Origin of the sequence: Pseudocalidococcus azoricus BACA0444 (genome assembly GCF_031729055.1) — a bacterium.
Lineage (GTDB): Bacteria > Cyanobacteriota > Cyanobacteriia > Thermosynechococcales > Thermosynechococcaceae > Pseudocalidococcus > Pseudocalidococcus azoricus.
Window position 1 is genome coordinate 392,572 of record NZ_JAVMIP010000002.1, and the last position, 12,989, is coordinate 405,560.

The window sequence follows — 12,989 nt, forward strand, 5'->3', positions numbered from 1 at the left end:
TCAGAGGGTTATTGTTCCTTAGCGCAGACTACTCAGGGTATGCCGCCAGGCCAGGTCCTGCCCCAAAATCCCCAAGGCCCGGCGCTCTGTGTCATTAAAGATTGGCATTAAGGTTTGGACAATTTGCCGGACAATTTCAGTTGCCAATGGCCCCCCGGCCCGGAGCAGATGGGCATAATAGCTGAACTGAGCATTTCCCGCCGGATTTCGGTGAAAAGCAGCCAACTCGGCCGGGATCAAACTAGACACTGGGGTATTGATCGGGACAACCGTTGGTGGGACACCCTGCTGCCCAAATTGAACCTCTACCCCTGAAGCATCACGGCTGACAAGACTCCCAATGAGCACGGCTGACAGTAAAACGCGGGTTTCCTGGAGCAAATCCGGGGTAAAAACTGGGTCTGGGTCTGGGTTGAGCCTGGGGCCAGCTTGATTAAACTGGGGGTTAAATAATTGGGTGTTGTAAATAACCCCGACAGCCCAATGGCGCAATTCATCTTCAAACTTGACAAAACTACCCAGGCCATAGTCTTCCGGTTGCGGCGGCAGTTCCACATCAAGGGCATCATCCAACTGCACCACATAATCCCAGTGGGAATTGGATTTAACGACTTTACCTAAGCGCATGACCAGACAGTTGGCTAAAAGGATAACCCCAGTTTAAGCCCCAAAACCCCATGCACAAACAATAAGCCCAAGGCTGCACTCCCAATATAGGCATGGGATGTCCGTAACCAGGCCTGGCCACCGCCAAATTTAGTTAAGGAAATCACGCCATTTAAGCCCAAAACCCCAATCGCTGCCGAACCTGTCCAAAAGTGGGGACTTTCAAGAATTGGATGCTGGGCCATAACCAAAGATAAGAGACCCCCGCTGTAGCCCATGACAATAAACAAAAACATGAACGGGGCGAGTTTTTTATGGTCAGCCCGACTTTTCTGGGCCTGGTCTGGATCTGGGGATAACCGCCCTTGCCAGCCGCTTAAGCCAACGTAACTCCCCATAAAGACGACCACAATGCCCATCATTAAGGGGTGGCCCCAATGAGTGACAAATTCCGGTAAATTCAAACTGCGAAAATAGGCGGCAACGGGTTCGAGATAGGTGGTTAAGGCTTCTTGGAGAGTCGTCAATTCAAAGCTCATCGTGTTCGTCCTTTGGTGATGAATCGGTGGATGGGGGCTCAAAAAAACAGGGCCTGGGCTTAAGCCTCAACTTTGACACCGCGCCAAAACGCCACATAGCCTTTGATGTTGGCCACAGCCGACTTCGGATCGGGATAGTACCACGCAGCGTCTTTATTCACCTGACCATTGACGACAATATTGTAGTAACTGGCAACACCCTTCCAAGAACAGGTGGTATGGGTTGGGCTATCGGTAAAAAAATCGGACTTGAGCGCATCTGGGGGAAAATATTGATTTCCTTCCACCACTTCACATTGATCACTTTCGGCAATCACGGTTCCATTCCAAACAGCACGGGGCATAGATTTAGGAGTTAACGCAACGTTACTGATCTTAAATCTTTTTTACATTTTCCGGGTATTGAAAGTCCAGTAACTCATTCTGGTTGTTAAGGGCTTGCACATCCCCAAGGAAACTTTTTCTAGCTTGTTTGATCCCGTTTTAGTTCTTGGTCAAGGAGTTGCCAATAGGTTTTCTCCAGGCCTGGGGTCATGACATTATCTTCAATTCCATAACCGAGGCTTGTCCAAGTGGTGGATAACAGTGCGAGTACCTGTTGAATATGCCCCTCTCGGAGTAATTGCGGAATATCCGCCCCCCAGGCCTGGGTATCGGTTAACCAGCGATAGACTACTTGATCTTGATATTCCGGGGCAAAGTTGTAGTCAGACCAGAGCCAATTGGGAGGGACTGGGTGATATTGGGCCGCTTTTTCATCCCAGGTGGAGGTTAAAAACTGATAGCGACCGGCCGCAGTGGTGCATTGGCCCTGATTGGGACCGCGTAAAATGGGTAAACACCGATCTGGATGCTGGTTGAGGTCTTGGATATGATCCCCCCCATAGAGAAGGGTATAAGGACTAGGATCATTGGCTTCACTGACAGAAATTGTTCGCATCAAGGCCCGCACATAGGGATCCCCCCCCCGCATTGCCAACGGAGCGACTTCCCCCGGTTGCCATTTTCGCCACAGGGCCTGTACCCTCGCCCAATCCGGTTGCCCAACAATAACCACTCCCATCGCGATAATCACCAGGCCTGGCCAAAGTTTGAACCACAACCATCCAGATCGCTTTTGAAGGGAGAGTGACATAGGTTGAATTATCTATTTAAACCTGGGCAAACAGTTCACTCAAGGGAGCCACAACCCCATCAGGGCGAGTTACTACCTCTAAAACCTTATTTTGGGCTGACGGGGCAAACAGAGACTCAATGCAGATTTCAGCCACTTGAGCGCGGGGAATACTGCCTTCAAAGAGAGTATCAGCTTTGGCAATCACAGGGGGCTGTTGGGTATTTTCTTCCTTCAGACCACCCGGACGAACGATGGTGTAGGTCAAACCACTGGCCTGGAGATAGCGTTCTGCCTGTTGTTTCCAATAGAGAATCAGCCAAAATAAATTCAGGGGATGGAAAAATTGGGAGACACACAGGGAAGAAACCAAGACAAAGTGTTGAATCTGCTGTTGTTTGGCGACTTCGACTAGGTTTTTGATGCCTTCATAGTCCACGAGGTAGGGTTCTAAGGGGTTGAGGCTGGGGGTCGCGCCGGTGGCACAAATGATCCGGTCACAATCTCCAATCGCGGCGGCGAGTGTGGCAGGTTCTAGAACATTCCCGACTTTAATCTCAATCCCTGGGGGCAAAACAGTCTCAGCTTTTTCCAAATCTCGCACCAGGGCAACCACGGGAATGTGCCGCTCTTGCAGTTGCTGGACAATCCGACTACCCGTCCGGCCCGTTGCACCGACCACCAAAACCTTCATCTTCGTCCCTTGCTGTTTGGATTCACCTCCCCATTCTGCCAAAGCCCCTGGGTTTGAACAACCAAGGCCTGAATGGACTACTGCTTAACTTATTAACTTAGTGTGTCTTGATAGGGCCAGTATCCGATAGATAGTTTCCAGGGCGAGCAAGGATGACCACCACCACTCCATAGACGGCGATCTGCCCACGATTTAAGGTTTCGATGGCCGCGTTAATGGTGGCGCCTGTGGTGTAAATGTCATCTAAGAGTAAAACCATTTGCCCCGGCCGCAGTCCAGATCCCAAAGCAAAGGCATTGTTCAGATTTGCTGCCCGCGCTGGGTTTTGAAGTTGGTGCATGGCCACTGTTTTTTGACGGCGAATCAACCCATTGGCAGCGAGGGGCAAATTGATATAACGACAAAAATGTTCGGCAATCAACTCGGCCTGGTTAAACCCCCGCTCTCGAAGACGATCTATATGTAGGGGAATCGGCACGACGACTAAGGGGGGTAAAGATTTGAGCTTGAGATCGACCCAGGCCTGGCCAAGCCAAACTCCCAACGGTTGTGCTATGCGGACTGATTTATAGTATTTCAGCTTAAAAATTGCCTGTCGCAAAACTGGATTGTAGTCGCCCCAGGCCAGGATCGGTAAGGTTTGCTGGGTTGCCTGCCAAATTTTTTGAGGATTTTGAAACCGAGTCGAGTAGATTTTCTGATAACAGGATGCACAGAGACATTGGATTTGGCTTTGATTTTTCTTGTTTTTGCCACAAAAGGCACAGGGATACCGAGTAATCAGGCCAAGAAGTCCAGCCCAAAGATTGGCCAGCCAGGATTTGATGTGATGGAACCAGGTCACTGGAGTGAAGGGCTTAAATGAGTGTTACTGATTCTGTTGCTGTTGCCATTGTGCATATAAATCCGGTCGGCGGGCCTGGGTGCGTTGCTGCTGTTGTTGACTGCGCCATTGGGCAATTGCACCATGATTTCCCGACAGTAGTACCTGGGGAACCTCTAGGTTGCGAAAGACGGCGGGGCGGGTGTAATGGGGATAGTCCAACAGACCAGCACTAAAACTATCTTGCGCTAAGGAGTCGGTTTTGCCCACCGTTCCCGGCAGTAAGCGAATTACCCCATTCAGAATTGTTAAGGCGGGAATTTCACCACAGGTCAAGACAAAATCCCCCAGGGAAATTTCTTGGGTGACTAAATTTTCGACAACTCGCTCATCCACACCTTCATAATGCCCGCATAAAATCACTAATTGTTGATAGTTATTGGCCCAGGCCTGGAAATGATCTTGCTTTAACGGCTCGCCTTGGGGGGTGACATAAATAATTTCGCGCCCTTGGCAGATGGGTAAGGATTCAATTGCAGCAAACAAGGGTTCCGGTTTTAAGACCATACCGACACCGCCGCCAAAGGGTTCATCATCAACCTTATGGTGCTTATCAGTGGTAAAGTCGCGGGGATTGGTGAAATAAACTTCGGCAATCTGCTTTGCGAGGGCCTTGGCAATTAAACCGGATTGAAGCGGCGACTCGAAAAACTCAGGAAATAGGGTAATGACATCAAAGCGCATTGAAAACCAGCCTGAATCGAATTAAAAATCGAATTTAATGAGTATCTAACCAACCGGAGTATCTTGACGTAAATAGGCTTGAATAAAGTTTTCTAACTCCCCATCCATGACATCAGTAATGGCTGTAGTTTCCAAATTTGTCCGTAAATCCTTGACCAGTTGATAGGGGTGAAACACATAGTTACGAATTTGATTGCCCCAGGCCGCTTCCACCATATCTCCACGAATATCAGCAATCTCTTTAGCTTTTTGTTCTTGGGCAATGATTAATAATTTGGCTTTGAGGATGGCCATCGCTTTTTCTTTATTTTGCAGTTGCGACCGTTCTTGGGTACAGCGCACGGACAGGCCTGTGGGAATGTGTAAAATCCGCACGGCTGTTTCGACTTTATTCACGTTTTGGCCGCCTTTGCCCCCCGAACGCGTTGTCGTAATTTCTAAATCTTTATCGGGAATATCGAGGGTAACACTGTGATCAATTTGGGGCATCACTTCTACCCCGGCAAAACTGGTCTGACGCTTGCCATTGGCATTAAACGGCGAAATTCTGACTAACCGATGGGTTCCTTTTTCTGAACGTAAATAACCATAGGCATACCGGCCGGAGATTTCCAAGGTCGCTGATTTGATCCCTGCCTCATCCCCTTCCGAGAGTTCTGCTAAGTGGAGTTGATAGCCTTGCCGCTCGCCCCAACGGGTGTACATTCGCAATAGCATCTCGGCCCAGTCCTGCGCATCCGTCCCCCCAGCCCCAGCATTGATGGTTAAAACCGCCCCATTTTTGTCATAGGGGCCACTTAACAGTTGTTCCAGTTCCCACCGATCCAGTTGCTGGCCAATATCCATGAGTTGGGCCATGGCTTCCCGGTAGAGAGATTCATCAAGCTCCAACTCCAGAAGTTCCAAAGCTGTACCCGCATCCCCCAGGCCCCCTTGCCATTTGTGCAGTTGTTCCAGTTGAAACTTGGCATCCGTTAAATCTTGAAGTGTCGCCTGGGCCTGGGTCTGATCATCCCAAAAGTCTGTTTGGGCCGCAACTTGCTCTAAGTCTTGAATTTTAGCGGTTAAGGCAGGGAGGTCAAAGATAGTCCTGGGCTTTTGCCAGGCGCGAGGTGAGTAAATTTAGGTCTCGCTTGAGGATGGACAAATCCAACATGAGCCGACTTAATCCCAATGGTTATAGGTTTAGTAAGACCCTGATTTTAGCGTCTTGTGTCTCCCAAAATGTGCAAACTGGACTGATCCAATCATTAAGTTGTCAGACAGTCTTTCTCTCAATACCCCTAACAGATAACCCTACCTGAGGCTTAATTCATCTCCTTCATGCTGATCATCTATAAATTATGATGATTTTCTTGTTATGCGGCATCGTTTAGTGGTGTTGGCGGTAGTTGCCAGATTATCGGTGGGTGTTTAACATCAGGTCAGAGCGAGCAAGCCGAAGCATATTGGGGATTGTTTATGGTTCAGATTGATCGGTCAAATAGTGCGATTGTCGGACTGGATTTGTATACGGTTGCAGAGAGGCATCAACCAGGATTAGTGAATGCAATCAAAGAGCAGATCAAATCCTGGAAGCCAAATCCCTACTTTGTATCGGCTAGTGTGCATCAAAGTTTAGATGAGGTTCGCGTCTTCACTTACAGTCAATGGCAACCTAAGTTCGATCATCGCAGTTTGCCTCGCCCGGTGGTGTTCAATGAATTTTTTCCGCCGGACTCGTTGCAGTTAGAGGTGTCGGCAAGCAAATCGATATCGGCAGAAGTTGAGATCGTTGCAGGCAATCTCATTACCCATCTAGCTGAGTTTCGCATGATACCCTCGAATCAACCGGAGATGGTGAAGCAAACAACGACCGAACTTGACCGAGCAATGAGTAACTCAGCAGGACTCATATCGGCAACATTTCATCGTAGTTTAGATGGAACCCGGATGTTCAACTACGGACAGTGGGAAAGTCAGGAGGCGTTTGAAGCAATTTTGAAGCAAACAGGATTTAATCCAGATAAGCCCTATTGGGAAGGATTAGCGCGAAACGAGTTTCATCTCTATCATGTCGTACATTCTGAGGTTTCAAATGCCCATTGTTAACCAAGCTAATGGTTTACTAGCTGAGTTTGCCATATTTTCTGTAGAACCTGACAGCCAAGCAAGTTTAGTAGAACAGGCAGTTCAAAATATCGAGTCTGTCCTTAAGCACAAGGAAGGATTTTCCTCTGGCTCAGTTCTCCGTAGCCGTGATGGGTTACGTGTTACAAGCTATGTTCAATGGGCGGATCAAGCATCTTATGTGGTGACTCAACCGATCACAGATTTTGCTATGCCAGATATTCACTTGTTTGAAATCTTTGCCGCAGAACCCAAAGGCAGCGAGTTACATCTTTCACCGAGCATGGCTGGGCTGATCAATTTTGGAATCTTCAAGATGAAGCAGCCTGAAAATCAGCCCCGGTTCATTGAGTTATTTCGACAGGCACTTGAGATGGTATCAGGACAAGCAGGACTGGTTTCAACTCATGCTCACCGCAGCCTTGATGGATGGCGTTGCATCAATTTTGGGCATTGGTGCTCTCTGGAAGAATATACAGCAATGGATTCAAATCGTCCGTTTTCTCCTATTTTCGGAGAGATGCTTGATCTAGCGAATAATGAGTACCAGAAAACATTGCATGAAGTAGTTTTCACTACTTGATTAGTTATCATGTCGGGACAAGGTAAGCGATCGCTGCCTAATGGGAACGATACTTTTCTCCAGTCGATTCTTCGCAGAGTAGATATTTGAATATACCTCCAGGCCTTTTTGTATTCATGAGGAATCTCTACAAATCTGAACACCCGATTGGATATGAGATGATTTTAATTAGATAATATCCAAATCCAACCCATGAGGGTTTATCAATCCTTTTGGGTCACTACAGTGAGTTGCTCCTTGATGCATTTCCTTTCATAACCATCACAGGCTCGCCAGATTTTAAGTTCTAGCAACCAAAATTGACTAGGTTCAGGGCGATGAGGTAGGCTCCCCCAAGAGTATCTACGGATGGTTTGAAGATTTAACCTTTTTATACAGTTACTATGAATCTAAAGCGGATAGTCCCAGGCCTGGCAAAAAATAACCGAGAAGGATAATGAATCTGGCCTCAGGGATTAACGGTGATCGTTGCTGCTAGTTGATCCCAATTATTTAGAGCCTTATGCCAGCCAAGGTTTTACCCCACATTACCCAGGCCCTCAGTTGTTTATGGTCATCCCAGGCCTGGCCTGAACCCCTCAATCTTGCCCTAGATAGCCTAGGCACGGCCTTGGGTGTAGATCGAGTCCGCCTTTGGCAAATTCAGCCCCCCCCTGAGGATGCACATAGTTGGCTCTCTTTAGTCGCGGCCTGGCCTAAATCTCCCTTCACAACCTCTCCTTTAACCCCAGTCAGCACCCTAACCAGTTTTCGGGATTGGTTCAGTCGTTTGCAAGCCGGTGACAGCCTCCAGGCCTGGGTCGGGGAACGTTCAACCGCCGAGCAGCAATGGTTTCAGGAATTAGGAATCGCTTCGGTTCTGGTTATGCCGGTGAATATTGATGGGGGCCTGGGGGCCATTTTGACCTTAGAGTATGCCCAGCAGGAATATTATTGGCCTGAAGAAACCGTTAACCTCCTCCATCACTTCACCCAACCCTTAGGAGCCGCCCTGAGCTATCACCAGGTTAATCCTGTGAATCATGCCCCCCCCGCCCAACCCTATGATCAACGTCTTGTTCAACTCGCCCAGCGCAAACCTCTCCACCACGGAAATTTAGAATTAGCCCTCCAGGATATTGCTCGCACCGCTGCCCAAACCCTCAAGGTGGAGCGCACGGGAATTTGGTTTTACAGTCCCCATAAGCAACAAGTCCGCTGTATCCTTTTGTACCAATCCAGCCAGGATCAGTTTAGCCAGGGCTTGGAACTGGCCGCCGCTGATTATCCCGACTATTTCGCCGCCCTCCAAGAACAGCGCACTATCGCCGCCCACCAGGCCGAGTTAGACCCACGCACCCACGAATTTGCCCCCCATTATTTACGCCCCCTCGGGATTACCTCCATGCTCGATGCCCCCATTTGGGTGGAAGGGGAAATGATCGGTGTTGTTTGTCATGAACATATTGGCCCCCCTAGACGGTGGACGATTGGGGAACAGCAGTTTGCCGCGGCCATTGCCGATTTAGTTTCCTTAGCCATTGAATCCCGCCACCGTCACCAGGCCCTTGCGGATCTCCAAGCCAGCGAAGAACGGCTGCAATGCTTTTTCCAAGCCACCACCGAAGCGGTAGTTTTTCACGAACATGGGCGGATTGTGGATCTGAACCAGGCCGCGGAACGACTGTTTGGCTATTCATCCCAGGAATTGATTGGCACCTCTGTTTTGGAGTTAGCTGATCCCAGTTCCCGAGAGTTGATTCGTCAGCGTTTACAAGCACCCTCGGATCAACTGATTGAGGCTGTGGGGCGCAAGAAAACGGGCGAGACCTTTATTGGGGAACTCCAAGGGCGGGCGATCCGGTATCAAGGGCGGGCAATGCGAGTAGTGAGTTTACGGGATATTACCCAACGTCAGCAGGCAGAAATGGAGTTACGGCTGGCGGATCAACGGGAAAAACTATTAGGGGAAATTGCCCTCCGGATTCGCCAATCCCTTGAACTAGAGGATATTCTTAGCACCACCGTCTTAGAGGTTCGACAAAGCCTCCATGTGGATCGGGTCTTCATTGCCTATTTGGATGGAGCCAGCCAATCGGCCCAAACGGTCGCCGCGGCAATTTCAACTGAATGGCAAGAAGGCATTGAGGCCATTTTCCAAGACCCAGACTATTTGCAGACCCTATTTTCCTTGGGTGATTGTCCCCAGGCCTGGGATGGGAGCCATCAACCCACTGCGACAATTTTGGCCCGCTATCATATCCAATCCACCCTAGCCGTCCCCATTCCTCCAACTGTTAATATGCGTTATCCCACCCAGCATTTGCCCCCCAAAGTAGTCCTCGTGCTGCATCAATGCGCCGGGCCACGGGATTGGCAGATCTTTGAATGGCAACTCCTTGAACAATTGGCCACCCAAGTTGCGATTGCCTTACAGCAGGCCAGTCTTTATCAACAATTAGCAGCCCTCAACGCCAATTTGGAATATCAAGTCCAAGAGCGCACCCAACAACTGGAGCAAAAAATGCTGGAACTCGCAGAACTCAATCGCCTCAAGGATGTCTTTCTCCATGCTGTTTCCCATGATCTCCGCACGCCTGTTATGGGGACGCTGATGGTTTTAAATCATGTCCTGCCGGGGGATGAAGCAACACGCCAAGTGACGGTCTCACGGGATATTTTGACCCGCATGATTAGCAGTCATAATCGCCAACTGACTTTGATTGATTCCCTCTTGGATATTCATACCAGCGAAGATCAAGGGCTGTCTCTGCAACGAATCCCCCAGGCCTTGGGTCAATTACTAGACAATACCTTGGCTGATCTGGCGTTACTGCTCGATAAAAACCAAACCCACTTGGATAATGCCCTGCCCAATGATTTACCTTTAATTTGGATTGATCCGGGACAACTGCAACGAGTCTTTGAAAACTTAATCACCAATGCCCTTAAACATAATCCCCCGGGTCTAAAACTGTCCCTGCGCGCTCAGGTGGTTGAATCTGTAACGGCCCCTCAGCCGATGGTTTTATGTACCGTCCAAGATAATGGCCTGGGGATTCCGTTGGAGCATCAAGAACACCTATTTGATTTGTATTATCAAGGCAAAAAATCACGACATTTACGGGGCATTGGCCTGGGGTTGTATCTTTGTCGGCAAATTGTCCAGGCCCACGGCGGCGAGATTGGCGTTGTCAGTGCACCGGAGCAAGGGGCAACCTTTTGGCTAACTTTGCCAATTTATCAAGCAGCGAATTGACCAGGCCGGAAGTTGAATCATGTATTTTGGATATAGTCACCTCCGATCCTGAACATTCAATCATGCCTGAAGTCACCACCCAAACCGATTTAAGTCAAGTCCTCACCATTCTCCAGGCCATGCAGGGCACTCTCAACGCAGTGCAAGCAGATGTCAAGATCGTTCAAGTAGATTTGCAGGCTCTGACCCTAGAAGTTAAAGTTAATCAGGCCAAAACCGATGAGCGATTCAAAAGCATTGAAGAAAAAGTAGATGCCCTCAAACAGGAAGTAGCGGATTTACGACTCCAACAACGAACCACTGATAATCGGATTTTGACGTTTCTGTTTACGGCCTTCATCACCGCGGTGGGCTTATTAACGAAGGTGATATTTTTTGATCGTCAGGAATAACTCAACAACTCCAATCGGAAATAAAGATTGGTGACAATTTAGGATTGGACTTAACTATTCAATGACTGATGATTTTATGTACGATGCAAGACAATGGCCTGGATCTCTATCTTTGTCGGGAAATTGTCCAGGCCCACGGCGGCGAGATTGGCGTTGTCAGTGCACTAGGGCAGGGGGCGACAGTCTGGTTAACCTTACCGATTAATCAAGCGACTAATTGAGCCAGTCCAATCGGAATAGCCCCAGTGGATAATATCAACCAAAATCGGCGCAAATACCAAGCTGCTGGCCTGGAGTATGAGAAACACTACTTTGATGAGCAAACAGGTGGCTATGTCCTAATTCATGAGGGGCATAATCGAGGTGACGACTTTAATCTCGGAGCTTTTGTCTCGGAGGTCTTTGCCAAGCAAGGTCAGGTTGTAGAGTTAGTTGATGAGCACGGACAGGAGAAGTATGTGCGGCGGTTTGATGCCCTAGTGGATGGGGAGAAATGGGAGTTTAAGGTCCTAACAAACAAGGCTAAAAATGTTCGCGGAGCTTTTCAGAATGGCTTAGTTAAAGGACGATCTCAAGCACCCCGAATTGCCTACCATATCAATAGACAGGTTCATGTCAGTGATTTGAATGTTGGGCTTGAGCGCACAATGTACATTGACAAGGAAACCCGAAAAAATTTTAGAAATCGCCTTAGTTTACGGTGATGGCAGAATTCAAAGAATAACAAGGGAGGAAATTGATGCAGGACAAAAATTTCGAGGATATTAAGGAGCGAATTGAGACCGGGCTAGGTAATAACTTTCCACCTGAGGCTCGGCTCATTATGCTCGGGGAGATATTTTGCTCGCTGAGTCATGGATTGATCACTCCCAATCAAGCGTATGAACTTGAAGACTTGCTTGGGTTGAAACAATTTTTCCAGAACTATGACCAGCTTCGGGAAATCGGAGCTTTTGGAGAAACATTTGCCGTTGCGTGACCAGTATCCACATTAGCTTTGAAGACACAGGCCGCCGCAGTTTAAGCTGAAAGAGTTAACTCTAGGTTCTGGTTATCTTCTGAGGTATTTCGGTGCGGGCAGCAGTACTCTACGGACAACAGGATTTACGGCTAGAAACTATTGCAGATCCCACACCGGGGCCTGGGGAAGTGATTATTGCAGTCCAAGCAGCAACCACCTGTGGCACAGATCTCAAGGTTTGGCGACGGGGCGGCCATGCCCGGATGTTAACCCCACCAATTTTATTTGGCCATGAAGCAGCCGGAGAAATTGTTGCCTTGGGGCCAGGGGTATCGGGTTGGCAACTGGGGCAACGGGTGGTGGCCAATAATTCTGCCCCCTGTAGAGATTGTTTCTACTGCCACCGCCATGAATATTCCCTCTGTCAAAACCTAGAGTTTAATAATGGCACTTACGCTGAATACCTGAAAATTCCCGCCCGGATTGTTGCCCAAAATCTCTTAGCCATTCCCGATCAGCTAGCGACCCCCATTGCGGCCATGACCGAACCCTTGGCCTGTGTTTTGCATGGCGTGGCCCGCTGTGGCTTTTCTCCAGATCAGGTGAGGAGTTGGCCTCAACCCCCGCAGATTTTAGTGATTGGGGACGGGGCGATTGGTTTAATGTTTGTCGGTGTATTGGCCCAGCAGGGAGCCAGAGTCATCTTAGCGGGGGGATCAGCAAGTCGGTTGGAAATTGGCCAGACTTTTGGAGCTACGACTATCCTCAACCATCGCCAAACCCCGGACTTACCGACTGTGATTAGGGAGCTAACTTCAGGCCTGGGAGCGGATATTGTCATTGAAGCCACTGGTGTTCCGAGCGTTTGGGAAACCGCCATTGCTTGCACCCGGCCGGGGGGAACGGTCAATCTCTTTGGCGGCTGTCCCCGGGATACGCAAATTACGGTCAATACGGAGCAACTCCATTATGGGGAACTGACTTTGAAGGGCGTTTTTCACAACACTCCGTTCTATGTCCGCCAGGCCCTAAAGGTACTTTCTGAAAACTCAATTCCCTGGTCAAAGCTAATCACCCAGACTGCCCCCCTCAGCGAACTAGAAGCCACGTTCCAGGCCATGCTCAATCGGCAAGTCATTAAAGTTGCGATTGACCCCAGAGCCTAATTTACCGCTGCGGCACTAGC

16 protein-coding genes are annotated in these 12,989 nt (G+C 49.0%); 8 read left to right on the forward strand and 8 right to left on the reverse strand.

The window, feature by feature from the left end:
* Nucleotides 1–18: 18 nt before the first annotated feature.
* The 8 genes from RIF25_RS04355 to prfB form a co-directional block, all read right to left on the reverse strand.
* Nucleotides 19–627: a hypothetical protein gene (locus RIF25_RS04355; protein ID WP_322877326.1), complete on the reverse strand. Its 609-nt coding sequence runs from the start codon at nt 625–627 to the stop codon at nt 19–21.
* A 14-nt stretch (nt 628–641) separates the two neighbouring features.
* The gene (locus RIF25_RS04360; RefSeq protein WP_322877327.1) at nt 642–1,145 is read right to left on the reverse strand and encodes a DUF4079 domain-containing protein; all 504 of its coding nucleotides are present in this window, start codon (nt 1,143–1,145) and stop codon (nt 642–644) included.
* A gap of 59 nt (nt 1,146–1,204) precedes the next feature.
* Nucleotides 1,205–1,489 (reverse strand): DUF427 domain-containing protein, encoded by a 285-nt coding sequence (locus RIF25_RS04365; RefSeq protein WP_322877328.1) that lies wholly within the window; start codon nt 1,487–1,489, stop codon nt 1,205–1,207.
* Nucleotides 1,490–1,608: 119 nt separating this feature from the next.
* A complete protein-coding gene (locus RIF25_RS04370) occupies nt 1,609–2,280 on the reverse strand; it encodes a glycoside hydrolase family 24 protein (protein ID WP_322877329.1) in 672 nt (223 codons plus the stop codon).
* 16 nt (nt 2,281–2,296) lie between these two features.
* A complete protein-coding gene (locus RIF25_RS04375; RefSeq protein ID WP_322877330.1) occupies nt 2,297–2,953 on the reverse strand; it encodes an SDR family oxidoreductase in 657 nt (218 codons plus the stop codon).
* A 97-nt stretch (nt 2,954–3,050) separates the two neighbouring features.
* Nucleotides 3,051–3,797, reverse strand: coding sequence for a ComF family protein (locus RIF25_RS04380; protein ID WP_322877331.1), 747 nt, complete (start codon nt 3,795–3,797; stop codon nt 3,051–3,053).
* 24 nt (nt 3,798–3,821) lie between these two features.
* On the reverse strand, nt 3,822–4,520 hold the full coding sequence (trmD, locus tag RIF25_RS04385; protein WP_322877332.1) for a tRNA (guanosine(37)-N1)-methyltransferase TrmD: 699 nt from the start codon (nt 4,518–4,520) through the stop codon (nt 3,822–3,824).
* Between the two features lie 45 nt (nt 4,521–4,565).
* Nucleotides 4,566–5,676 (reverse strand): peptide chain release factor 2 gene (prfB, locus tag RIF25_RS04390; RefSeq protein ID WP_407682315.1). Its coding sequence is split into 2 segments (ribosomal slippage): nt 4,566–5,600 and nt 5,602–5,676, totalling 1,110 coding nucleotides; the frame shifts between segments, so codons are not numbered across the junction.
* A gap of 305 nt (nt 5,677–5,981) precedes the next feature.
* Between prfB and RIF25_RS04395 the strand changes: the two genes are divergently transcribed.
* The 8 genes from RIF25_RS04395 to RIF25_RS04430 all read left to right on the forward strand — a co-directional run bounded on the left by RIF25_RS04395 (nt 5,982) and on the right by RIF25_RS04430 (nt 12,969).
* Nucleotides 5,982–6,611 (forward strand): antibiotic biosynthesis monooxygenase family protein, encoded by a 630-nt coding sequence (locus RIF25_RS04395; protein WP_322877333.1) that lies wholly within the window; start codon nt 5,982–5,984, stop codon nt 6,609–6,611.
* Complete coding sequence (locus tag RIF25_RS04400) at nt 6,598–7,212, forward strand: antibiotic biosynthesis monooxygenase family protein (protein ID WP_322877334.1); 615 nt, start codon at nt 6,598–6,600, stop codon at nt 7,210–7,212. The genes RIF25_RS04395 and RIF25_RS04400 overlap by 14 nt, the downstream gene beginning before the upstream one ends.
* A gap of 502 nt (nt 7,213–7,714) precedes the next feature.
* The gene (locus RIF25_RS04405; protein WP_322877335.1) at nt 7,715–10,450 is read left to right on the forward strand and encodes a GAF domain-containing protein; all 2,736 of its coding nucleotides are present in this window, start codon (nt 7,715–7,717) and stop codon (nt 10,448–10,450) included.
* A gap of 62 nt (nt 10,451–10,512) precedes the next feature.
* Nucleotides 10,513–10,842 (forward strand): hypothetical protein, encoded by a 330-nt coding sequence (locus RIF25_RS04410; RefSeq protein WP_322877336.1) that lies wholly within the window; start codon nt 10,513–10,515, stop codon nt 10,840–10,842.
* Nucleotides 10,843–10,910: 68 nt separating this feature from the next.
* Nucleotides 10,911–11,063 (forward strand): ATP-binding protein, encoded by a 153-nt coding sequence (locus RIF25_RS04415; RefSeq protein ID WP_322877337.1) that lies wholly within the window; start codon nt 10,911–10,913, stop codon nt 11,061–11,063.
* A gap of 24 nt (nt 11,064–11,087) precedes the next feature.
* Nucleotides 11,088–11,546 carry a CdiA C-terminal domain-containing protein gene (locus RIF25_RS04420; RefSeq protein WP_322877338.1) on the forward strand — a complete coding sequence of 153 codons (459 nt, stop codon included), beginning with the start codon at nt 11,088–11,090 and terminating at the stop codon, nt 11,544–11,546.
* 35 nt (nt 11,547–11,581) lie between these two features.
* Complete coding sequence (locus RIF25_RS04425; protein WP_322877339.1) at nt 11,582–11,821, forward strand: hypothetical protein; 240 nt, start codon at nt 11,582–11,584, stop codon at nt 11,819–11,821.
* A 92-nt stretch (nt 11,822–11,913) separates the two neighbouring features.
* Entirely contained in the window at nt 11,914–12,969 is a 1,056-nt protein-coding gene (locus RIF25_RS04430) for a zinc-dependent alcohol dehydrogenase (RefSeq protein ID WP_322877340.1), read from the forward strand.
* Nucleotides 12,970–12,989 lie beyond the last annotated feature (20 nt).

Bases quoted from the DNA above. Each gene is read 5' to 3' on its own strand.
- RIF25_RS04395 (WP_322877333.1), top strand. From the start codon at position 5,982: ATGGTTCAGATTGATCGGTCAAATAGTGCGATTGTCGGACTGGATTTG.
- RIF25_RS04410 (WP_322877336.1), top strand. From the start codon at position 10,513: ATGCCTGAAGTCACCACCCAAACCGATTTAAGTCAAGTCCTCACCATT.
- RIF25_RS04355 (WP_322877326.1), bottom strand. From the start codon at position 627: ATGCGCTTAGGTAAAGTCGTTAAATCCAATTCCCACTGGGATTATGTG.
- RIF25_RS04425 (WP_322877339.1), top strand. From the start codon at position 11,582: ATGCAGGACAAAAATTTCGAGGATATTAAGGAGCGAATTGAGACCGGG.
- RIF25_RS04360 (WP_322877327.1), bottom strand. From the start codon at position 1,145: ATGAGCTTTGAATTGACGACTCTCCAAGAAGCCTTAACCACCTATCTC.
- RIF25_RS04375 (WP_322877330.1), bottom strand. From the start codon at position 2,953: ATGAAGGTTTTGGTGGTCGGTGCAACGGGCCGGACGGGTAGTCGGATT.
- trmD (WP_322877332.1), bottom strand. From the start codon at position 4,520: ATGCGCTTTGATGTCATTACCCTATTTCCTGAGTTTTTCGAGTCGCCG.
- RIF25_RS04365 (WP_322877328.1), bottom strand. From the start codon at position 1,489: ATGCCCCGTGCTGTTTGGAATGGAACCGTGATTGCCGAAAGTGATCAA.
- RIF25_RS04400 (WP_322877334.1), top strand. From the start codon at position 6,598: ATGCCCATTGTTAACCAAGCTAATGGTTTACTAGCTGAGTTTGCCATA.
- RIF25_RS04405 (WP_322877335.1), top strand. From the start codon at position 7,715: ATGCCAGCCAAGGTTTTACCCCACATTACCCAGGCCCTCAGTTGTTTA.
- RIF25_RS04370 (WP_322877329.1), bottom strand. From the start codon at position 2,280: ATGTCACTCTCCCTTCAAAAGCGATCTGGATGGTTGTGGTTCAAACTT.
- RIF25_RS04415 (WP_322877337.1), top strand. From the start codon at position 10,911: ATGATTTTATGTACGATGCAAGACAATGGCCTGGATCTCTATCTTTGT.